The organism is Ancylobacter mangrovi, assembly GCF_024752355.1.
Classification (GTDB): Bacteria; Pseudomonadota; Alphaproteobacteria; order Rhizobiales; family Xanthobacteraceae; genus Ancylobacter; species Ancylobacter mangrovi.
Genome location: NZ_JANTHZ010000005.1, coordinates 232,813 through 253,312, shown reverse-complemented (window position 1 = coordinate 253,312; position 20,500 = coordinate 232,813). Strand labels below are relative to the sequence as shown.

17 protein-coding genes and 1 tRNA gene are annotated in these 20,500 nt (G+C 66.4%); 14 read left to right on the top strand and 4 right to left on the bottom strand.

The window, feature by feature from the left end; translation table 11 throughout:
- Nucleotides 1-125 precede the first annotated feature (125 nt).
- The 11 genes from clpP to NVS89_RS13390 all read left to right on the top strand — a co-directional run bounded on the left by clpP (nucleotide 126) and on the right by NVS89_RS13390 (nucleotide 12,337).
- Nucleotides 126-758 carry an ATP-dependent Clp endopeptidase proteolytic subunit ClpP gene (gene clpP / locus NVS89_RS13440; protein WP_258733257.1) on the top strand — a complete coding sequence of 211 codons (633 nt, stop codon included), beginning with the start codon at nucleotides 126-128 and terminating at the stop codon, nucleotides 756-758.
- 374 nt (nucleotides 759-1,132) lie between these two features.
- Complete coding sequence (gene clpX / locus NVS89_RS13435; protein WP_258733256.1) at nucleotides 1,133-2,407, top strand: ATP-dependent Clp protease ATP-binding subunit ClpX; 1,275 nt, start codon at nucleotides 1,133-1,135, stop codon at nucleotides 2,405-2,407.
- 267 nt (nucleotides 2,408-2,674) lie between these two features.
- Complete coding sequence (gene lon, locus NVS89_RS13430) at nucleotides 2,675-5,104, top strand: endopeptidase La (protein ID WP_258733255.1); 2,430 nt, start codon at nucleotides 2,675-2,677, stop codon at nucleotides 5,102-5,104.
- Nucleotides 5,105-5,402: 298 nt separating this feature from the next.
- Complete coding sequence (locus tag NVS89_RS13425) at nucleotides 5,403-5,681, top strand: HU family DNA-binding protein (RefSeq protein ID WP_258733312.1); 279 nt, start codon at nucleotides 5,403-5,405, stop codon at nucleotides 5,679-5,681.
- 404 nt (nucleotides 5,682-6,085) lie between these two features.
- Nucleotides 6,086-6,161: transfer RNA gene (locus NVS89_RS13420), tRNA-Val, on the top strand.
- 55 nt (nucleotides 6,162-6,216) lie between these two features.
- The gene (locus NVS89_RS13415) at nucleotides 6,217-6,954 is read left to right on the top strand and encodes an HAD-IA family hydrolase (protein ID WP_258733254.1); all 738 of its coding nucleotides are present in this window, start codon (nucleotides 6,217-6,219) and stop codon (nucleotides 6,952-6,954) included.
- Nucleotides 6,944-7,693, top strand: coding sequence for an ATP12 family chaperone protein (locus tag NVS89_RS13410; RefSeq protein WP_258733253.1), 750 nt, complete (start codon nucleotides 6,944-6,946; stop codon nucleotides 7,691-7,693). Before NVS89_RS13415 ends, NVS89_RS13410 begins: the two co-directional genes overlap by 11 nt.
- Before the next feature lie 338 nt (nucleotides 7,694-8,031).
- A complete protein-coding gene (locus NVS89_RS13405) occupies nucleotides 8,032-8,655 on the top strand; it encodes a hypothetical protein (protein ID WP_258733252.1) in 624 nt (207 codons plus the stop codon).
- A gap of 137 nt (nucleotides 8,656-8,792) precedes the next feature.
- Nucleotides 8,793-9,956 (top strand): outer membrane beta-barrel protein, encoded by a 1,164-nt coding sequence (locus tag NVS89_RS13400; RefSeq protein WP_258733251.1) that lies wholly within the window; start codon nucleotides 8,793-8,795, stop codon nucleotides 9,954-9,956.
- A gap of 141 nt (nucleotides 9,957-10,097) precedes the next feature.
- Nucleotides 10,098-10,856, top strand: coding sequence for a metallophosphoesterase family protein (locus NVS89_RS13395; RefSeq protein ID WP_258733250.1), 759 nt, complete (start codon nucleotides 10,098-10,100; stop codon nucleotides 10,854-10,856).
- A 41-nt stretch (nucleotides 10,857-10,897) separates the two neighbouring features.
- Nucleotides 10,898-12,337: an O-antigen ligase family protein gene (locus NVS89_RS13390; protein WP_258733249.1), complete on the top strand. Its 1,440-nt coding sequence runs from the start codon at nucleotides 10,898-10,900 to the stop codon at nucleotides 12,335-12,337.
- Nucleotides 12,338-12,435: 98 nt separating this feature from the next.
- On the opposite strand, the gene NVS89_RS13385 is transcribed toward NVS89_RS13390, so the two are convergent.
- A complete protein-coding gene (locus NVS89_RS13385) occupies nucleotides 12,436-12,897 on the bottom strand; it encodes a polysaccharide biosynthesis/export family protein (RefSeq protein ID WP_258733248.1) in 462 nt (153 codons plus the stop codon).
- Between the two features lie 436 nt (nucleotides 12,898-13,333).
- On the opposite strand from NVS89_RS13385, the gene NVS89_RS13380 reads away from it, so the two are divergent.
- Together NVS89_RS13380 and NVS89_RS13375 are read left to right on the top strand one after the other, a co-directional pair.
- Nucleotides 13,334-15,553 (top strand): polysaccharide biosynthesis tyrosine autokinase, encoded by a 2,220-nt coding sequence (locus tag NVS89_RS13380; protein WP_258733247.1) that lies wholly within the window; start codon nucleotides 13,334-13,336, stop codon nucleotides 15,551-15,553.
- Nucleotides 15,550-16,233 (top strand): hypothetical protein, encoded by a 684-nt coding sequence (locus NVS89_RS13375; protein ID WP_258733246.1) that lies wholly within the window; start codon nucleotides 15,550-15,552, stop codon nucleotides 16,231-16,233. The genes NVS89_RS13380 and NVS89_RS13375 overlap by 4 nt, the downstream gene beginning before the upstream one ends.
- Before the next feature lie 41 nt (nucleotides 16,234-16,274).
- Here the strand turns inward: NVS89_RS13375 and NVS89_RS13370 are convergent, their stop codons facing one another.
- The 3 genes from NVS89_RS13370 to NVS89_RS13360 all read right to left on the bottom strand — a co-directional run bounded on the left by NVS89_RS13370 (nucleotide 16,275) and on the right by NVS89_RS13360 (nucleotide 19,305).
- Complete coding sequence (locus tag NVS89_RS13370) at nucleotides 16,275-17,459, bottom strand: acetate/propionate family kinase (protein WP_258733245.1); 1,185 nt, start codon at nucleotides 17,457-17,459, stop codon at nucleotides 16,275-16,277.
- A 2-nt stretch (nucleotides 17,460-17,461) separates the two neighbouring features.
- Nucleotides 17,462-18,421, bottom strand: a complete 960-nt coding sequence (locus NVS89_RS13365) for a phosphate acetyltransferase (protein WP_258733244.1) — start codon at nucleotides 18,419-18,421, stop codon at nucleotides 17,462-17,464.
- Between the two features lie 176 nt (nucleotides 18,422-18,597).
- A complete protein-coding gene (locus NVS89_RS13360) occupies nucleotides 18,598-19,305 on the bottom strand; it encodes a FadR/GntR family transcriptional regulator (protein ID WP_258733243.1) in 708 nt (235 codons plus the stop codon).
- Nucleotides 19,306-19,556: 251 nt separating this feature from the next.
- Between NVS89_RS13360 and NVS89_RS13355 the strand changes: the two genes are divergently transcribed.
- Nucleotides 19,557-20,492 carry an ABC transporter substrate-binding protein gene (locus tag NVS89_RS13355; RefSeq protein WP_374114572.1) on the top strand — a complete coding sequence of 312 codons (936 nt, stop codon included), beginning with the start codon at nucleotides 19,557-19,559 and terminating at the stop codon, nucleotides 20,490-20,492.
- Nucleotides 20,493-20,500: the final 8 nt, after the last annotated feature.

The window sequence follows — 20,500 nt, the reverse complement described above, 5'->3', positions numbered from 1 at the left end:
GCCATGATTGGGCTATCCAGATCGCTGGATGGCAGGCGAACTCTAGCGGGAACGGACTTTCCGCTTATGTTGGAAGAGATGGATTCGCGGACGGCGCCTCTCGCCGGCCCGCTCAGGAGCGGAATATGCGTGACCCTATCGATACCTACATGAACTATCTCGTCCCGATGGTGGTCGAGCAGACCAACCGCGGCGAGCGCTCCTACGACATTTATTCGCGCCTCCTGAAGGAGCGCATCATCTTCCTGACCGGGGCGGTCGAGGACGGCATGGCGACGCTGATGGTCGCGCAGCTGCTGTTCCTGGAGGCCGAGAACCCCAAGAAGGAGATCTCGATGTACATCAACTCGCCGGGCGGGGTGGTGACGTCGGGCCTGGCGATCTACGACACCATGCAGTTCATCAAGCCGGCCGTGTCGACGCTGTGCATCGGCCAGGCGGCCTCGATGGGCTCGCTGCTGCTGACCGCCGGCGAGAAGGACATGCGCTTCGCGCTGCCGAACGCGCGAATCATGGTGCACCAGCCCTCGGGCGGCTTCCAGGGCCAGGTGACGGACATCATGCTGCACGCGCAGGAGATCCTGAGCCTCAAGAAGCGGCTCAATGAGATTTACGTGAAGCACACCGGCCAGTCGCTGCAGGCGGTGGAAGATGCGCTCGAGCGCGATAACTTCATGACGTCCGAGGCTGCCAAGTCCTTCGGACTTATCGACAATGTGATCGACAAGCGTCCCGACGAGGCCCCTGCGAAGCCCTGATGGGGATTAGGCTTAGTGTTTCGGAAGCCACGTCGGCTTCCTATATCACGGCGGGACCCGCCATCGGATGCGTGGCGGACTTGCATGCATCGCGGTATCGCGCTTGCATGACGAACGGATGAAGTGTCGCCGGGAGGTGTGACGAGGTGCCGGCCGGGGCGGTAAGGACCGCCGAAGTCGGGGATGGCGTGAATGCCGTCTTGATCGGGCTGCTTCTAGCGTGCTTGGCTAGCGCTGAACGGTCGAAGCCTTAAGTCGCTTCCTTTTGACGGCCAAGGCGCCGTCGCGTTTCTCCCCCTTCGGAGGCCCGCGGCGGCCTTCGAGACTGGGGCGGTACGGGCAGTGCCCGGCCCGCTGAGCGGACGGAGAGACGCATGAGCAAGGTTGGCGGCGGCGACAGCAAGAATACACTGTATTGCTCGTTCTGCGGCAAGAGCCAGCACGAGGTCCGCAAACTTATCGCGGGACCTACCGTGTTCATCTGCGATGAATGCGTCGAGCTGTGCATGGACATCATTCGCGAGGAGAACAAGTCCTCGCTGGTGAAGTCGCGTGACGGGATACCCACCCCCAAGGAAATCTGCAAGGTGCTGGACGATTACGTGATCGGCCAGTTCCATGCCAAGCGCGTGCTCTCGGTGGCGGTGCACAACCACTACAAGAGGCTCAACCACGCGACCAAGCATGCCGGCGACGTCGAGCTGGCGAAGTCGAACATCCTGCTGATCGGGCCGACCGGTTCGGGCAAGACGCTGCTCGCGCAGACTCTCGCCCGCATCCTCGACGTGCCCTTCACCATGGCGGACGCGACGACGCTGACCGAGGCGGGCTATGTCGGCGAGGATGTCGAGAACATCATCCTCAAGCTGCTGCAGTCGGCGGACTACAATGTCGAGCGCGCCCAGCGCGGCATCGTCTATATCGACGAGATCGACAAGATCAGCCGCAAGTCCGACAACCCGTCCATCACGCGGGACGTGTCGGGCGAGGGCGTGCAGCAGGCGCTGCTGAAGATCATGGAAGGCACGGTCGCCTCCGTGCCGCCTCAGGGCGGGCGCAAGCATCCCCAGCAGGAGTTCCTGCAGGTGGACACGACCAACATCCTGTTCATCTGCGGCGGCGCCTTCGCCGGGCTCGACAAGATCATCTCCTCGCGCGGCAAGGGCACCTCGATCGGCTTCGGCGCGGTCGTCCACGCCCCGGAGGACCGCCGTCCCGGCGAGGTGTTCCGCGAGGTGGAGCCCGAGGACCTGCTGAAGTACGGGCTGATCCCCGAATTCATCGGCCGCCTGCCGGTGATCGCCACGCTCGAGGACCTCGACGAGGCGGCGCTGAAGAAGATCCTCGCCGAGCCCAAGAACGCGCTGGTCAAGCAGTACCAGCGCCTGTTCGAGATGGAGAACGTCGAGCTGACCATCCATGAGGAGGCGCTGGGCGCCATCGCCCGCAAGGCCATCGAGCGCAAGACCGGCGCGCGCGGCCTGCGCTCGATCATGGAGGGCATCCTGCTCGACACGATGTACGACCTGCCGGGCCTGGAAGGGGTCGAGGAGGTGGTCATCTCCAAGGAGGTCGTCGAGCAGAACGCGCGTCCGCTCTATATCTATGCGGACCGCGCGGCTACCGGCGATGCGGGCGCGAGTGCCTGAGGGCGCGCTACAGCATAACCCGGCCGGACATCCGGCCGGGGCCTCGACCGGCTCCCTTGACGGGGCCGGGTGCAGTCGCCATCTGAGCCGAGACCTCCGGTCCACGACCGCATCGACGTGCTTCGCCAAGACGAGCCCAACCCGGTTCGCACCGCTCCTGCACAGCGATCTTCGTTCGCGTTCCGGCCGCTTTGCGGCACGGTCCGTACCCCTGCGCGCCCTCCGGGACGGCGGGAACGGCCGGCCGCCCATAGAAAGGAAAGAGCCATGACGAGCTCCAAGCCTCGCACCGCGCTTGCGCCCGGCGTCGCGCAGACCTTTCCCGTCCTTCCGCTGCGCGACATCGTGGTCTTCCCGCACATGATCGTCCCGCTGTTCGTTGGCCGGGAGAAGTCGATCCGCGCCCTCGAAGAGGTGATGCGCAACGACACCTTCATCCTGCTGGCGACGCAGGAGAACGCCTCCGACGACGATCCGGCGACCGACTCGATCTACAAGATCGGCACGCTCGCCTCGGTCCTTCAACTGCTCAAGCTGCCCGACGGCACCGTGAAGGTGCTGGTCGAGGGCATCTCGCGCGCCAAGGTCGACCACTATACCGACCGCACCGACCTCTACGAGGCCGAGGCGGTGGCGCTCGAGGAGGATATCGGCTCCAAGGTCGAGGCCGAGGCGCTGGGCCGCTCGGTGCTCGCCGAGTTCGACTCCTATGTGAAGCTGAACAAGAAGGTGTCGCCCGAGGTGGTCGGCGTCGTCACCCAGATCGAGGACCACTCGAAGTTGGCCGACACCGTCGCCTCGCATCTCGCGGTGAAGATCCCCGAGAAGCAGGCGGTGCTGGAGATCCTGAAGGTCACCGCGCGCCTCGAGAAGGTGCTCTCGCTGATGGAGTCCGAGATCTCGGTGCTCCAGGTGGAGAAGCGCATCCGTACCCGCGTCAAGCGGCAGATGGAGAAGACGCAGCGCGAGTACTACCTCAACGAGCAGATGAAGGCGATCCAGAAGGAGCTGGGCGACGGCGAGGATGGCCGCGACGAGCTCGCCGAGCTGGAGGAGCGGATCAAGACCGTCAAGCTCTCCAAGGAAGCGCGCGAGAAGGCGACGCACGAGCTCAAGAAGCTCCGGCAGATGTCGCCCATGTCGGCCGAGGCGACGGTGGTGCGCAACTATCTCGACTGGCTGCTCTCGATCCCGTGGAGCAACAAGAGCAAGGTGAAGAAGGATCTTCCCTTTGCTCAGGGCATCCTCGATTCCGAGCATTTCGGCCTCGACAAGGTGAAGGACCGCATCGTCGAATATCTCGCCGTGCAGAGCCGGCAGAACAAGCTGACGGGCCCGATCCTGTGCCTCGTCGGCCCTCCGGGCGTGGGCAAGACCTCGCTCGCCAAGTCCATCGCCAAGGCGACCGGGCGCGAGTTCGTGCGCGTCTCGCTCGGCGGCGTGCGCGACGAGGCGGAGATCCGCGGCCACCGGCGCACCTATATCGGCTCGATGCCCGGCAAGGTCATCCAGTCGATGCGCAAGGCCAAGAAGTCCAACCCGCTGTTCCTGCTCGACGAGATCGACAAGATGGGCATGGACTTCCGCGGCGACCCGTCCTCGGCGCTTCTGGAGGTGCTTGACCCCGAGCAGAACTCGACCTTCGCGGACCACTATCTGGAGGTCGACTACGACCTCTCGAACGTGATGTTCGTGACCACGGCGAATACGCTGAACATCCCGCCGGCCCTTCTGGACCGCATGGAAGTGATCCGCATCGCCGGCTACACGGAGGACGAGAAGGTCGAGATCGCCCGCCGCCACCTGATCCCGTCCGCGCTCACCAAGCACGGGCTGCAGGTCAAGGAGTGGTCGATCGACGACGAGGCGCTGCTCACCCTGATCCGCCGCTACACGCGGGAAGCTGGCGTGCGCAACCTCGAGCGCGAGATCTCCAACCTCGCGCGCAAGGCGGTGAAGGACCTCATCCTCACCAAGCGCAAGTCGGTGAAGGTGACGGTCAAGCAGCTCGAGGACTATCTCGGCGCACCGAGATTCCGCTACGGCGAAGCCGAGGCGGAGGATCAGGTCGGCGTGGTCACCGGGCTCGCCTGGACGGAAGTCGGCGGCGAGATCCTGACCATCGAAGGCGTCATGATGCCCGGCAAGGGCAAGATGACCGTCACCGGCAACCTGCGCGACGTGATGAAGGAATCGATCTCGGCGGCGGCGTCCTATGTCCGCTCGCGCGCGCTCGATTTCGGCATCGAGCCGCCGCTCTTCGACCGTCGGGACATCCATGTCCACGTGCCCGAGGGCGCGACCCCGAAGGACGGTCCGTCCGCCGGCGTCGCGATGGCGACCGTGCTGACCTCGGTGCTGACCGGCATCCCGATCCGGCGCGACGTCGCCATGACCGGCGAGGTCACGCTGCGGGGGCGGGTGCTGCCGATCGGCGGGCTGAAGGAAAAGCTGCTCGCGGCGCTGCGCGCGGGCATCAAGCAGGTGCTGATCCCCGAGGAGAACGCCAAGGACCTGGCGGAAATCCCGGACAACGTGAAGAACGCCCTGGAGATCGTTCCGGTCTCTCGCATGGACGAGGTGCTGCACCACGCGCTGACGCGCCAGCCTGAGCCCATCGTGTGGGAGGAGAAGGCGATCTCGGCGCCGGACACGGTGATCGGGCGGGACGAGGGGAGCGGCGTGGCCGCTCACTGAGCCTCTTCCGGGCACGATGAGAATGGCGAGCGGCGGCGTCCGGAAGGGCGCCGCCGCTTCCATTTTGCACCCGGGCCATGACAATCCTGCAACGGAAAGTCGCGGGCGCCTAAAATCCGGGCGCTGGCATGCCAGCCCGCGACGGCCCCTTGATACCGGAAACAGCCTGAAAATCGTGTATTCGTGCGGGTTTCTGGCCTATGGCGCTTGCATTCGCCGCAATTTGGAGAAAGGGTCGCGCCCGTCGTCGATGCATGCAACCGACGATTCTTGTGCAATCAAGGGAAGGACCGGTCAGATGACCACGAAGAATGAACTCGTCGCCGCCGTGGCCGAGCAGGCCAAGCTGACCAAGGCTGCCGCCGCGGCTGCTGTCGACGCGACCTTCGACGCCATTGCCGCGTCTCTGAAGGCGGGCGAGGAAGTGAAGCTCATCGGTTTCGGCAGCTTTTCGGTCGTGACGCGCGCCGCGCGCGAGGGTCGCAACCCGCGCACCGGCAAGCCGGTCAAGATCGAGGCCTCGAAGGCCCCGAAGTTCACGCCCGGCAAGGGCCTCAAGGAAGTCGTGAACGGCTGACGCGATTTCCAGTCGCGGGCCGGCACGCTGCACGGGCCGGGGCGCCGTCTCAGCGAGACGGGAGCCTTCGGGGTCGGTGCCCGGCGTGCCGCAGGTGAGAGCAGGTTGCACAGACCCTCTCGCCCCCGCGACGGCGGTACGTTCTCCGGGCGGCATGGCCGTCCGGACCGTCCCGACAGCCCGCCGCCCCGTCCGCCTCGCAGGACCGGGACAGAGCGGGAAGGGGACGAGGACCGGATGCCGGGCGAGCCGGCACCGGCAGGCAGGCCGGGGCCGCATCGGCGCCTCGGGTCTTGAAGCCTCCTCACACTGATGCTTTATGGCGGACGCGCCGCTCCCGACGACAGGGGGCGGGCGCGACGTCTCGCCGGAACCCGCGGCATGTGGCGCGGGCGGTGTGCTTCGGGCGGTTAGCTCAGTTGGTAGAGCATCTCGTTTACACCGAGAGGGTCGGCGGTTCGAGCCCGTCACCGCCCACCACCGGCATTGTCCTTGTTGCAGGCGGCCTCGCGCCGCCGGGCCGGATGGGTAGATCGTGAAACTCGCCTTGTTCGATTGCGACGGAACGCTGGTCGACAGCCAGAATGTGATCGTCGCCGCCATGACCCGCGCCTTCGCGCGTGCGGACCTGACGCTGCCGCCGCGCGAGGCGCTGCTCGGCATCGTCGGCCTGTCGCTGGTGGAGGCCATGCGCCGGCTGGGCGGCGAGGATCCGCAATTTCCCGCCGAGCGGCTGGCGCAGCTCTATCGCGAGGCCTTCCATGAATTGCGCGCCGAGCCGGACTTCGCCGAGCCGCTGTTCCCCGGCGTGCGCCGCGTTCTGGACCATCTGACCGCGCGCGACGACGTGGTGCTGGGCATCGCCACGGGGAAGTCGCAGCGCGGCGTCGCGGCGGTGCTGAGCCATCACGGGCTCCAGGGCCGCTTCGTGACCATACAGACCGCGGACGACGCGCCCTCGAAGCCGCACCCGGCCATGGTGCAGCAGGCGATGGCGGCGGTCGGCGCGGCGCCGCTGGACACGGTGCTGATCGGCGATACCAGCTTCGACATGGTGATGGCTCGCGCGGCCGGCGCCCGCGCCGTCGGCGTGACCTGGGGCTATCACGCCCCGGAGATGCTGCGCTCCTCGGGCGCCGAGCGGCTGGTGTCCGATTCCGAGGCCCTGCTGGCGGCGATGGACGAGCTGTGGGCCGACAGCCTGCGTCTCGTGTCGCCGCCGGCTGCCACTGAGGATCGGACCGAGCGCGCGGAGACGGCCGATGAGCGGTGAGACGCCGCGCGGCGCTCCGCCGCCGGGCGAGCGGCCGCTGCCGAAGCGCTTCTACAAGGAGGCCGGCGTCGCGGAGACGGGGGAGGGCATGTACCGGGTGGAACTGGACGGCCGCCCGGTGCGCACGCCCGGCCGCAATCTCCTCGCCGTGCCGAGCCGACCGCTCGCAGAAGCGCTTGCCGGCGAATGGGCGGCGCAGGGGGAGGTGATCAACCCGCTGAGCATGCCGCTGACGCGGCTAACCAACTCCGCGCTGGACGGCGTGGAGGCTGCGCGCGAGGCGGTGGCCGCCGAGATCGTGCGGTATGCGGGGAGTGATCTCATCTGCTACCGCGCCGAGGGGCCGGCGCGACTGGTGGCGCGGCAGGCGGAGCACTGGGACCCTTTGCTAGCCTGGGCACGCGATGAGTTTGCCGCGGTGTTCGTGCTGAGCGAGGGCATCCGTTTCGTCGACCAGCCCGAATCGTCGATCGAAGCGATTGCGCGCGCGCTGCCGACCGATTCCCTGCGACTCGCCGGGCTTAACCTCATGACAACATTGAGCGGATCGGCCCTGATCGCGCTTGCCGTCTGGCGCGGCTACCTAAGTCCCGAAGCGGCGTGGCAGGCTGCGCATATAGATGAGCTGACTCAGGAGGAGGCATGGGGTACCGACAGGGAAGCAATGTTGCGTCGCGAAATGCGCTATCAGGATTTCGCCTCCGCATCATTCTACCTTCGGCTGCTTGCCAACTGTTAGTCTTCTAGTATTTCACTGTGGCGGAATTTAATCTAATCTATGTCTCGCTCGCCCGCGCGTGCGTTTAACGAAGTGTTAATCGAGAAACATTTGCGGACAGTCAGCGACAGTCATGTATGATCCGGATCAAATGCACGGGTTCCGAGCCGGATTATCTTGGATTTCGAAGTAGATTTTCATTTCTGCCGACCTTCGCGGGCCGCCAAAGCGAGTCCGGGAGGTAAGATGTACCTGACATTTACGTATGGGCCGCCCGTCGTGTGACATTCTTGCACTAGTATCAGAGGGTGGCTGTGGTATCGTTCTCTTGCAGATAACATGTGGCAGGTGGGGCGATCATGAGAAGCAAGGCTCTGCGTAGGGCTGCCTTGGCGGCCGGTGTCGGCGCTTTGGTGGCGATGACGAGCGTTTCGATCGTCACGCCGGTCAAAGCGCAGCCGGCGACAATGCAGGCGATCGCGAACACGACCGCGCCGGCCGGCGCGGGCGCGGATTGGGCGCAGAGCCAGGTTGCGGCCCTGGTTCAGGCGGCCGTGAGCTCGGGCGCCACCGGCGCGCAACTCGCCGATGCGATCGCCAGCCTGCTGGCTAACAATCCTTCTCTTGCCCAGGAAATCACCGGGGCGATCATCGACGCCAGCAAGGGCGGGGTGCCTGGCGTGGCCGCGAATTCGAGCCTTACGGCGTCGCTGGCCACCGGCGTCGCGATCCAGGTTGCGGTATGGCAGCAGACGTCGGGGACGTCTCCCGTCTCGCAGGCGGCGCTGGAGTCGGTCAACCAGGCGTTCGCCTCGGCCGACGTGTCGCGGGGGTCGGACTTCGCGACGAATTTCAATTCGGCGCTCAGCAACGAGGGCGGCGCCTTGGCGCCGACGGTTCTGACGTCAGAAGATGCCGTGGTCGAGGTGGTAACCACCTTCATCCAGAAGGATGAGACCGGCAATATCAGTCCGAATACGTGAGGTTTGGGGGCATGAAAAAGGGGCGCCTTGCGGCTCTCGGAGCCGTGTCGAGTCTAGTAATTGCACCCTTCGCCAGCGTTGCGTTGGCAGCGGATTATCCCGCGTCTTCACGTGCGGCGGTCGAGGTCGATCCGTCCATGGCGCCGGTGGCCGACCGTAAGCCTGAAGGGTACGACCCGGTGGGGGTTCCCGTCGGTTCCTTCATCTTCCTGCCGTCGCTGTATCTGGCGGGCGGCTACGACAGCAACATCACCGCGTCGGGCACGAACGTGAAGGATGACGCTGTGCTCACCGTGCGGCCGGCCTTCGAGCTGAAGTCGGACTGGCTGCGCCATTTCCTGTCGTTCGACGGCTACTTTCAGAGCGGAAGCTACGCCAGCTATAGCGATGCCGACTATCAGAACTGGTCGCTGGGCTCGCGCGGGCGTCTCGACGTCACGCAGGACTTCGAGCTGATGGGCTATGCCCGTTACGCGCATCTGAACGAGCTGCCCGGCGACGACGAGACCAATACGGGCCTCACCTCGCCGCTGCCCTATGACCGCACGACCGCCGGCGTCGGCTTCCGCAAGGAGTTCAACCGGCTCTGGACCACGGGCACGTTCGACTTCCGCGATCGCGACTACGACAATTTCCTGGACGGCGCGCCGACCGACCAGAGCTACCGCGACGGTCAGACCTACCAGGTGTCCGGGCGTGTCGGCTACGACATCAGCCCGCTCACGAGCTGGTTCGTCGGCGGCAGCTACTACTGGTACGACATGCAGGACGTGAACTACGACGCCGAGGAATACGACGTCGTGACCGGCCTGAAGTTCGAGCCCTCCCGCCTGCTGCGCGGCGAAGCCTATGTCGGCTATCGCGACTGGTCGACGGACAACGGCTACCTGAACGGCGCCTCGGGCGTGACCTACGGCGCGGACCTCAACTGGTTCGTCTCGCCGCTGGCGACGGTGACCTTCACCGCGCTGCAGGAGGTCCTGACCTCGAACTACATCTATGACGGGATCATGGGTTCGGCCGTCACCAGCAACGAAGTCGGCGTGCGCCTCGACTACGAGCTCCGCCGCAACATCGTGCTGTCCGGCTGGTTCAACTACCAGAACCAGGACTATGAAGAGTATCCTCGTAACGACGATACCTACTTCATGGGTGCCGAGCTTCGTTATCTGATCAACCGTTACGCCACGGCGACGCTGAACTACAGCTACACGGACTTCGATACGAACTTCGACAACATCAACGGTGCTGAGGACTACAACCGCAGCGTCGTGACGGCAGGCATCACGCTGACTTACTGACGATCCGCCGTCGTCGATTTTTACCGAGATGTGAACTCCCCGCTGCGGCGGGGAGTTCTATTTTAAGCCGTGTTGCCCCATGCTTGATGCATATGCTTCCGATACGGGAAGCCTCGCGAGCCGGTAGTGGCCAGGTTAGGCATGTTCTTTTCCCGCTCTCGCAAATCGGCGGCGCGGAGCACAGCGTTCCGCATCACCGAGGGCCAGCGCGTCTACGCCATCGGCGATGTCCATGGCCGGTTCGATCTCCTTCGGCTGCTGCTGGAGCGGATCGAGCAGCACCGTTCCGCCACGGACCCTCAGCGCACTCAGAGCCGGCTCGTCTTCCTGGGCGACTATATCGATCGCGGCACGGAGAGCCGCGAGGTGATCGAGGCCGTGCGCGCCGGGCAGGAAGGGCAGGGCTGGACCTGCCTCACCGGCAATCACGAGGCCATGCTCCTCGCGGCGCTGGACGGCCGGCTCGACTGGGAGGTCTGGCTCGCCAATGGCGGGGTGGAGACGCTGTTCTCCTACGGCCTGAGCGCGCGCGACTTCACGGCGAGCGGGCGGATGGACGAACTCGGCCCGGCGATCACCGAGGCGATGCCGGCCTCGCATCTCGCCTTCCTGCGCGGCCTTCCCACCCATGTGGAGATCGGCGACTATTTCTTCTGCCATGCGGGGGTGCGCCCCGGCGTGGCGCTCGAGCAGCAGTCGCCCGAGGACCTGATGTGGATCCGCGACGTGTTCCTCGATTCGCGCGCCGACCACGGCAAGCGCATCGTCCACGGCCACACGCCGCAGATGGAACCGGAAATTCTGCCCAATCGCATCAATGTCGATACCGGCGCCTATCTGACCAACCGCCTGTCATGTGTGATACTTGAAACCGATCAGGTGCAGGTGATTCACACATGAGCCCCGTGCGGTCCACGCGCGACAGCTCCGGACGTGCCAGGATGCGCGCCGCGGAGCGCGGGCCGCGCCTGTTCCGGCGATCCGACCCGGCGGCGAACGTCGACGATTTCGTGTTTGCCGGCCTCGTGCTGGTCCTCGCCTGGCTGCCGCTGCCGCTCGGCTCCAACCACCTGATAAGCTGGAGTATCAACGCCGTCTTGTTGAGCGCGCTGCTCGCGGCGTTCGAGATCGGCAAGCTCGTCACCGGCGGGCGCCGGCCGGTCGCGATCCGGCGCATCGGCTGGGCCGCGGTGCTGCTGGCGGTACTGATCGGCTGGATCGTGTTCCAGCTCACGCCCTACGCCCCGTCCGGCTGGCAGAACGATTTCTGGGCGCTGGCGCGCAGCCATCTGGATCAGATAGCCCTCGTCGGCGTGGTCGAGGGGCGCATTTCGGTGGCGCCGGATGCCGGCATGATCGGGCTGATGCGGCTCGTGACCTGCGCGGCCGCCTTCTATCTCGCGCTCCAGCTCTGCCGCGACCGGCTGCGCGCCGACCTGCTGATGATGAGCTTCATCGTCATTTCCGTCGCCTACGCGCTCTTCGGCATCGTCCTGCTTCTGCTGTTCCCCGACAGCCTGCTGTGGGAGCCGAAGGTCGCCTATGTGGACAGCCTCACCTCGTTCTTCGTCAACCGCAACAACTACGCGACCTATGCCGGGATGGGCGTGATAGCCACGCTCGGCGTGCTGTTCGAGAGCTACCGCCGCGCCGGCTCGGGGCGCGGGGTGCCCTGGGCCCAGCGGATCGCGGCGCTGATCGAGATGACGCCGCGCGTGGGCCTGCCGCTCATGGTCGCGCTGGTGGTGATCGGCATTGCCCTGCTGTGGACCACCTCGCGGGCCGGGGTGACGACGACGCTGATAGGCGCCGTCATGCTGCTGCTGATGATCGGACTGCTGGCACGGCGCAAGGCGATCATGCTCGGCCTGATCGGCGCCATCGTCGCCGGCGGCGCGCTGCTGATGTTCGTCTATGGCGGCGCCCTCGCCGAGAGGCTGGCGGATGCCGGAGGTGGCGAGATGCGCCTCAACGTCACCCGCCGGACCTTCGAGGCGGCGCTGGACGTGCCCTGGACCGGCTTCGGCTATGGCAGCTTCGACCGCATGTTCGCCGTCTACCGCGCCGACCTTGCGCTGGAGGCGCATTGGGACAAGGCCCACGACACCTATGTCGAGCTGCTGTTCGATCTCGGCTTCCCCGGGGCGATCCTCTTCTTCGCGCTGGCCGGTGGGCTGGTCGGCATGGTCGCGGTCGGCCTCATGCGGCGCGAGAGCCGGCCGATGATCTGCCTCGTGACGCTCGCGATTGCCACGCAGGTGTTCCTGCACGCGATCGTCGACTTCAGCCTTCAGATCCAGGCGGTGACGATTACCTTCTGGACCCTGGTCGGTGCCGGCCTCGCGCAAAGCTGGAGCCGGCAGATCGATACGTCAGCTTAGACCGGCAAGGAACGCTGCCCGGCGAGGGTTAGCCCGGGAAAGCTCCGCCGGAACGGCCGGCGGCAGCGCGCCTCATGACCCGCTGGCCGCCGCTATCCTCAGAACAGCCGCTCGCCCACGCGCACGATGTCGCCGGGATAGACCATCGTGGTCGTGGTCGCGGGATAGGAATATTCCTGGCTCTGGCCGGCGCGGCGGATGAACACGGTCTGGTCGTTGGCGCGATAGGTGAAGCCGCCGGCCACGGCGACCGCGCTCATCAGGTTCATGCCGTTGCGATAGGGGTATTCGCCCGGCTTGCCGACCTCGCCGATGATGTAGAAGGGGCGATACTTCAGCACTTCGACATTGACCCGCGGGTCGCGCATGTAGCCGGAGGCGAGCTTGGTGGTGATCGCCTGCTCGAGCTCGCGCGGCGTCTTGCCGGAAGCCTGCACATTGCCGATCAGCGGGATCGAGATCGTGCCGGAGGCATCGATTTCGAACTCGCCGGAAAGTGTCGGTTCGTTGAAGACGGTCAGTCGAATCTGGTCGCCCGTGCCGAGGGTGTATTCGGCCACGGGGTTGGCGGCATTCGCGGCCGGCGGCGGCGCGCTCGGCACGGCCGAACAAGCTGCCAGAAAGACAAGAGCGGGGAGCAGCAGCGTGATCTGCCGGAGGATTGAACGGAGTTCGCGAAAATTCAGTTGCACGACAATGTTCCCGATACGCATCTTTCTACCACGACACCTGCAGCATGACGCTCCTGCAGCCCGACCTAACTTATGCTTCTTCAAAATCTGCTTGAGAGGCAACAGGAGGAGGGTTCGAATTAATCTTCAGCATGCCATTTTTCATAGCATTGCCGGCGCTGTTCGTCTCTATGAATCCGGGGGCGACTAGCTATAATGTGTTCTATCCGTGCCGTCGCTCGAGTCGGCTGGCAATTCCGCAAGCGACGGCGGCCCCGCCGCTTTCACGTGCCGGCTCGGGGTAGGTTCTTGAAACGAGTTTGAGATGCACGGGCAGATTGCGACCGGACAGAAGGCCGAGGAAGAAGGCCAGGTAGATCTTCATGTTGTCGTCGATTTCCTGGCGCGCCGCTGGCGGCTGATCCTCGCGGTCGCGCTGTCGATCGTTGCGCTGACGATCGTGATCATGATGACGCTGACGCCGCGCTACACCAGCACGGCGCAGATCCTGCTCGATCCCAATTCGCGCCAGAACCTGGGCGGCGAGCTCTCGGGCCTCGACGGCGTGCTGGACCCGACCGGTTTCGACAACCAGACCTCGATCATCAGCTCGGTCAACTTCCTGCGCCGCGTGGTCGAGAAGGAGGATCTGGTCCACGATCCCGAATTCGGCGACGCCGCGCAGTCACCCTCCTTCATCGGGGCGGTGTTCGCCTCCATCAAGTCGATCTTCTCCAGCCGTGACGGCGCGTCCGACCAGACGCAGAACGCCGACGGCGTGAACATCCCGCCGGACGTGCGGGCCAGCATCCACAAGCTCGGCGCCGCTCTTTCCGTGTCGCGGATCACGCGGACCGCGATCCTGCAGGTGTCGGTCACCTCGGTCGATCCGAACCGCGCCGCGCGGCTCGCCAATGCCGTCGCCGACGCGTTCATCGTCGACCAGCTCGAGAACCGGTACGACGCCGCCCGCCGTGCCTCGACCTGGCTGACGGACCGCCTGCAGTCGCTGCGCGACTCGCTGCGGAAATCCGAAGAGGCCGTCACCCAGTTCCGCAACGACAACAAGCTGTTCGATGTCGGCGGCGAGACGACGCTGAACCAGCAGCAGCTCTCCGAGGTGAACGCCGAGCTGGTGAAGATCCAGACCGAGGCCGCCGCCAAGCGCGCGAAATACGAGCAGGCGGAGCAGATCATCAAGTCCGGCGGCAATGTCGAGGCGCTGCCGGACGTGATCCATTCGGCGGTGATCGGCGATCTGCGAAGCCGGCTCGCCGAAGTCTCGTCGCGCGAGGCCGATCTGGTGACGCGCTATGGCGCCCGCCACCCGCTGGTGGTGAACGTGCGCGCCGAGCGCCGCGAGATCGAGCGTCAGATCGATGCCGAGGTGCAGCGTATCGTTGCCAACCTGAAGAACGACTATGAGGTGGCGCAGAGCCGCGCCGACGCGATGAAGGCCAACGTCGCCGCGGCGTCGGGCCAGTCCGGCCAGGAATCGACCCTCACCGTGCACCTGCGTGAGCTCGAGCGCGACGCGGCGGCCAACCGCACGCTCTACGAGACGTTCCTGAACCAGGCCAAGCTCACCTCCGAGCAGTCGCAGGTGAACATCCAGGACGCGCGCATCATCACCCCGGCGCTGCCGAGCGGCACGCCGTCCTTCCCGCGCACCTCGATCTTCCTCGCCATGGGCGCGGCGCTGGGTCTCGTCTTCGGGGTCGGCGTCGCCGCCCTGCTGGACATGCTCAACGCCGGCTTCAATAGCCCGCGGCAGGTCGAGGAGCAGACCGGGCTGGCGGTGCTCTCGACCATCGAATGGGTCGACACGAGCGAGGGCAACACCGAAGGCGTGCCGGCGGTCAACTACCTCGTCAACAAACCGCTGTCGCGGTTCAGCGAGTCGATACGAAGCCTGCGCGCCGGCATCCAGATGTCCAATGTCGACGAGCCGCCGCGCATCGTCGAGGTCACCTCGGCGGCACCGGGCGAGGGCAAGTCCATGCTCGCCATCTCGCTCGCCGTCTCGGCCGCGACGTCGGGCAAGCGCGTGCTGCTGATCGACTGCGACCTGCGCCGCCCCTCGGTGACGCAGCAGTTCGGCCTGACCGACCGGCCGGGGTTGGTCGAGCTGCTGGCGCAGAGCGCGTCGACCGACGGCATTCTGTATCGTGACAAGGCATCGGGCGTTTACGTGCTCGGTTCCGGCGCCAAGACGCAGAACCCGCCGGACCTTCTCGGCTCGGCGCGCATGCAGCATCTCATCGAGCAGCTTCGCGAGACCTTCGACTTCGTGGTGCTCGACGTGCCGCCGATCGGCCCGGTGATCGACGCCTCGGTGCTGGCGCCGCTGGTCGACAAGGTGCTGTTCGTGGTGCGCTGGAACGCGACGGCGCGCGAGTTCGTGCGCCACGCGATAGAGCGCCTGCCGGGCGACCGCAAGGTGTGCGGCATCGCGCTCAACATGGTGGACCTGCGCCGCACCCCGCGTTACGGGCGCTATTCCTACTATTCCTCCGCCTACTACAAGAAGTACTACGTCGGATGAGCGCGCCGGCGCCGTGGGCGGCCCCGCGGCTCGCGAGCACCGCGTGGTCGGTGCTGCTCGTCGCCGTCGCCGGCTTCACGGCCTATCACGCGGTCCAGTTCCTGCGCTTCGACCGGCTCGACCGGGCGCTCGGCCGCGAGACCTCCGGCGCCTACTGGAAGCGCGACTACGTTACCCCCGTGACCTCGCTGCGCGACCGGATCGCGCCCTGGCGCGAGACCCCGGGCGTGCGCGAGGTGGCGCGCAAGGACTATCAGGTCGCCAGCCAGCTTCTCGGTGCGCCCGCCACCACGCTGCTGCCGGACGTGGCGGACAGGTTGCGGATCGACCCGGTGAATGGCTGGGCATGGCTCGATCTCGCCCGCCAGTCCTATCTGGCGGGTGCGCCGGCCGAGGTCACGGTCGGGGCGCTCGACATGTCGTCCATCGCCGCGCCGCGCGAGTTCGTCCCGCTCGTCGGGCGGGTGAACCTCGACATGGACATGTGGGACGTCGCGACCGAGGACCAGAAGCGGCGCTTCTTCTCCGAGGTCTCGCTGCTGTTCGAGATGTACGAGGCGAATGACCGCTACCCGCTGTGGTGGCGCCATGCGCTGCGGCGCCAGCCGGTGGCGCGCCGGGAGGCGATCCAGCGCGCCTATGGCGCGTTCGATTCGACCTATAAGCCCGTGACCTTCTGACGAAGCCTGCCGCGCCCGCGGGACCCGCCCGCCGGGGGCCATCAGTGCGGCGCGCCGAGCAGGCGCAGCGTGTGGCGGGCGATCATCAGCTCCTCATCGGTCGGCACCGCCAGCACGCGCACCGCGCCGCCACTATCGAGCCGGACCTCGTTCGCGGCATTGCGCGCCTCGTCGAGCGCGATGCCGAGGAAGGCGAGGCGGGCGCAGATCCGGGCGCGGATCTGTGGCGCGTGCTCGCCGATGCCGGCGGTGAACACCAGCGCGTCGATCCCACCGAGCGTGACGGCGTGCCGGGCGACGGCCTGGGCGACGTGCAGCGCGAAATAGTCGACCGCGAGCGCCGCTTCGGGCTTCGGACTCGCCAGCAACTCGCGCATGTCGCCGCTGATGCCGGATAGGCCCTTCAGGCCGCTGTCGTGATAGAGCATATGGCCGACCTCGGCCGAGCTCATGCCCTTCTGCTCGATGAGGTGGAGCACGACGCCGGCGTCGAGCGCACCGCAGCGCGTGCCCATGGGCAGGCCGTCGAGCGCGGTGAAGCTCATGGTGCAGTCCATGCTGCGCCCCTCGAGCAGCGCGCAGGCGGAGGCACCCGAACCGAGATGGCCGATGACCACGCGGCCCTTCGCGATGTCCGGCGCCAGCTCCTGCAGCCGCGAGGAGACGTATTCGTAGGAAAGCCCGTGGAAGCCGTAGCGCCGCACCCCGTCCTCATAGAGTGCGCGGGGCAGGGCGAAGTGATCGGCGATCTCGGGGTGGTCGCGGTGGAAGGCGGTGTCGAAGCAGGCGACCTGCGGCAGGTCCGGCCGGCGCTGGCGGATCACGCGGATCGGGTCGAGATTGGTGAGCTGGTGGAGCGGGGCCAGCGGGATGAAGCTCTCCAGCGTGCGGATGACCTCGTCGTCAACCAGGACGGGATGGTTGTAGTGCGGCCCACCATGCACCACCCGATGGCCGACGCCGATCAGCCGGTGCTCGGCGAGCAGCGGGGCGAGCCAGTCGGCGATGGCGTGCTGCGCGTCCGAGGCGTGGGCGATCTCGCCCGGCTCGAAGCTGCGCTCGACCAATACCTCGCCATCCCCGCCCGTGGCCTTGAGGCGCGGGCGCGTGCCGATGCCGTCGAGCGCGCCGCCGATCATGAGCGTGAGATCGTCGCCCGCGACGCCGAAGAGCTTGAACTTGATGCTCGACGAGCCCGCATTGACGACGAAAAGCGTATCCGTCACCGCTAACCTCCAAGCCTGGGTTCACGCAGCCGGGCCTGCGCGTAGAGCACCGCGACCGCGCAGGAGGCGAGGCGGGTCTTCAGCGTGTCGGCGCGGCTGGTGAGGATCACCGGCACCCGCGCGCCGAGCACGATGCCGGCCGCGTCCGCGCCGGCCATGAAGCTGAGATTCTTGGCCAGCATGTTGCCGGCCTCGAGGTCCGGCACCACCAGGATCTGCGCCCGTCCGGCCACCGGCGAGACGATGCCTTTGATGCGGGCGGCTTCGGGGCTGATGGCGTTGTCGAGGGCGAGCGGGCCGTCGATGTCGCAGCCGGTGATCTGGCCGCGCTCGGCCATCTTGCACAGCGCCGCCGCCTCGATGGTGGAGGGGATGCGCGTGGTGACCGTCTCCACCGCCGAGAGCACGGCGACGCGCGGCCGGCCAAGGCCGAGACCGACATGCAGGTCGACCGCGTTCTGCACGATGTCGTGCTTGTCGTCGAGGTCGGGAAAGATGTTCACCGCCGCGTCGGTGACGAAGAGCGGCTCGGGATAGGACGGCACGTCCATGATGAAGACGTGGCTGATGCGCCGGCCGGTGCGCAGCCCCGTGTCGTGGGCGGTGATGGCCTCCAGCAGCTCGTCGCTGTGCAGGCTGCCCTTCATCATCAGGGCGGTATGGCCCTGTCGCACCAGCTCGACCGCCTTCGCGGCGGAGGCGACGCTGTGCGGCGTGTCCACGATCTCGATGCCGGCGAGGTCGACCCCGGCGGTCTTCGTGGCGGCGGCGATGCGTGCCGAGGGGCCGACCAATACCGGCACGATCAGCCCGGCCTTGGCGGCGTCGACGGCGCCGAGAAGCGAGGATTCATCGCAAGGGTGGGCGACCGCCGTGGTCATCGGCCCGACCTGCGCGGCGCGGGCGATGAGCTCCTTGTAGTGGCCGTGGCGGTGCGTCACGTGCCCGGTGGTGCTGTCCATGCGGCTGGTCTCCGTCTCGCACGCAGCCTAGGCCGGCCGCATCGTCGTTGCGATGACACAGACCCGCTCCGGCACGCCGGCTCCTTGACCTGTCGCAATCATGGACGATTCCGGCGGGCCGGGCAGCCCCGAAGGACGGGAAACCGGACGGGGAGACGGCAGGACGGGGAGGGGGATCAGCCCTCGTTGGCCGCGCGCATCTGCTTTTCGAGCAGCTTGCGCTCCACCGTCTGGAGATGGGTGCGCATGGCGGTCGCCGCGCCGGCCATGTCGCGGTGCTCGATGGCATCGACGATCATCTCATGCTCGGTGAAGCTGTGATGGCTCGGCAGCGGACGCAACGGGGCGGTGCGCAGCCGGCCCCAGGTGACGGCACGGCGCACCGCGTTCAGCGTGTCGAACAGGCCGACCAGCAGGCTGTTCTGCGTCGCCTCGGCGATGGTGCGATGCAGGCGCGTGTCCCAGCCCTCATATTGCCGCCAGGTATCGGCCTGGCGCGAGCGGGCGAGGCACAGCCGCATCTCGGAAATGGCCGCGGGCGTGGCGGTGAAGGCGGCGGCGCGGGCGATCTCCGGCTCGATGACCAGGCGGGCGCGCATGACCTCGGCCGGATTGGAGCGGCGCGCGAGCGCGGCGATGTCGGCGAAGGTGTCGAGAGGACGGCTTCCGACGAAGGTTCCCTTGCCGACATGGCGCCAGAGCTGACCTTCCGACTCCAGCACGTCCAGCGCCTTGCGCAGCTCCGTGCGCGACACGCCGAGCGCCGCCGAAAGTTCGCGCTCGGGCGGCAGCCGGCCATCCTCGGGGAGGTCGGTCTGGGCCAGATAGGCGCGCAATTGGGTCACAATGGTCTTTTCGGGGTGTGCGTCGTTCGGCGTCAGCATCGGTTGAATCGGTTTGACCAAACTCAGTATTGGTCCACTCTATGGAACGCAATTTGAGCAAGGTCAAGCGATCCGTCTTGACCTGCCGCTGCGGCCAATATAAACCAAAAAGAAATTGGTTTCTAACCTCGCGGGGTTAGGGGCGACCGTGGATCAACCGCGGAAAATAACGGGAGAACGGAATGTTCAGGAAGGTCCCCATGAAAATCTCACGCCTTACAGGATCAGCCGCTGCGCTCGCATGCGGCGCCATGCTCGCCTTCGCCGCGCCGGCGCAGGCCACCGTGCGGGTCGCTTATGGCGACATCGCGAGTGTCGAGAACCTCCACCTGCTCGCCGCCTTCGAGCTCGCCAAGGAGAAGGGCGTCGACATCCAGATGACCTATCTCAAGTCCGAGGACATCGCGGCCCAGGCCGTGGTCAGCGGGCAGGCGGATATCGGCGTGGGCGGCCCCTACGCCCTCATCCAGAAGGTGAAGGTGCCGGTGCGCATGTTCCTGCAGCTCTCGACGCTGCAGTTCTACCCGATCGTCAATTCCGAGTTCTACAAGACCTGGAAGGATCTCGACGGGCAGGAAGTCGCGGTGCATTCGCGCGGCTCGGGCACCGAGGCCATCATGAAGCTGATGGCCAAGCGCAACGACATCGAATATTCGAAGATCAGCTACATCCCCGGTTCCGAGGTGCGCACCGGCGCGCTGCTCCAGGGCAACGTCAAGGCCAGCATCGTCGACTCCAACGGCCGCAACCTCCTGCAGGAGAAGGCGCCGGGCAAGTTCATCGTGCTGCCGATGGAAGGCGTGCACGCCTCCGACGAGGTGCTGTTCGCCCGCGAGGACTTCCTCAAGAGCCACCAGAAGGAAGTCGACGTCATCGTCGAGTCGATCCTCACCACCTGGCGTGAGGTGAACAAGAACCCGGCGGTCGTCGCCGAGTGGCGCAAGAAGTACAATCTCGTCCCCGATCTGCCGGCCGACCAGGTCGCCGAGATCACGCCCTTCTTCACCGAGCTGGCGAAGAACGGGGCCTTCCCGGCGAACGGCGGCGGCGAGGCGGCGGCGAAGGACGACTTCGACTTCTACACCATCGCCGGCCAGATTCAGGGCAACCCGTCGGAGCTGAAGGTCGAGGACTTCTGGGACCTCGGTCCGCTGAACCGTGCCCTCGCCAAGGTCGGCACGAACTGAGGCGGAGC

Coding starts and splice junctions, on each gene's coding strand:
- clpP (WP_258733257.1), top strand. CDS start 126: ATGCGTGACCCTATCGATACCTACATGAACTATCTCGTCCCGATGGTG.
- clpX (WP_258733256.1), top strand. CDS start 1,133: ATGAGCAAGGTTGGCGGCGGCGACAGCAAGAATACACTGTATTGCTCG.
- lon (WP_258733255.1), top strand. CDS start 2,675: ATGACGAGCTCCAAGCCTCGCACCGCGCTTGCGCCCGGCGTCGCGCAG.
- NVS89_RS13425 (WP_258733312.1), top strand. CDS start 5,403: ATGACCACGAAGAATGAACTCGTCGCCGCCGTGGCCGAGCAGGCCAAG.
- NVS89_RS13410 (WP_258733253.1), top strand. CDS start 6,944: ATGAGCGGTGAGACGCCGCGCGGCGCTCCGCCGCCGGGCGAGCGGCCG.
- NVS89_RS13405 (WP_258733252.1), top strand. CDS start 8,032: ATGAGAAGCAAGGCTCTGCGTAGGGCTGCCTTGGCGGCCGGTGTCGGC.
- NVS89_RS13400 (WP_258733251.1), top strand. CDS start 8,793: ATGGCGCCGGTGGCCGACCGTAAGCCTGAAGGGTACGACCCGGTGGGG.
- NVS89_RS13395 (WP_258733250.1), top strand. CDS start 10,098: ATGTTCTTTTCCCGCTCTCGCAAATCGGCGGCGCGGAGCACAGCGTTC.
- NVS89_RS13390 (WP_258733249.1), top strand. CDS start 10,898: ATGCGCGCCGCGGAGCGCGGGCCGCGCCTGTTCCGGCGATCCGACCCG.
- NVS89_RS13380 (WP_258733247.1), top strand. CDS start 13,334: ATGCACGGGCAGATTGCGACCGGACAGAAGGCCGAGGAAGAAGGCCAG.
- NVS89_RS13375 (WP_258733246.1), top strand. CDS start 15,550: ATGAGCGCGCCGGCGCCGTGGGCGGCCCCGCGGCTCGCGAGCACCGCG.
- NVS89_RS13365 (WP_258733244.1), bottom strand. CDS start 18,421: ATGGACAGCACCACCGGGCACGTGACGCACCGCCACGGCCACTACAAG.
- NVS89_RS13360 (WP_258733243.1), bottom strand. CDS start 19,305: ATGCTGACGCCGAACGACGCACACCCCGAAAAGACCATTGTGACCCAA.
- NVS89_RS13355 (WP_374114572.1), top strand. CDS start 19,557: ATGCTCGCCTTCGCCGCGCCGGCGCAGGCCACCGTGCGGGTCGCTTAT.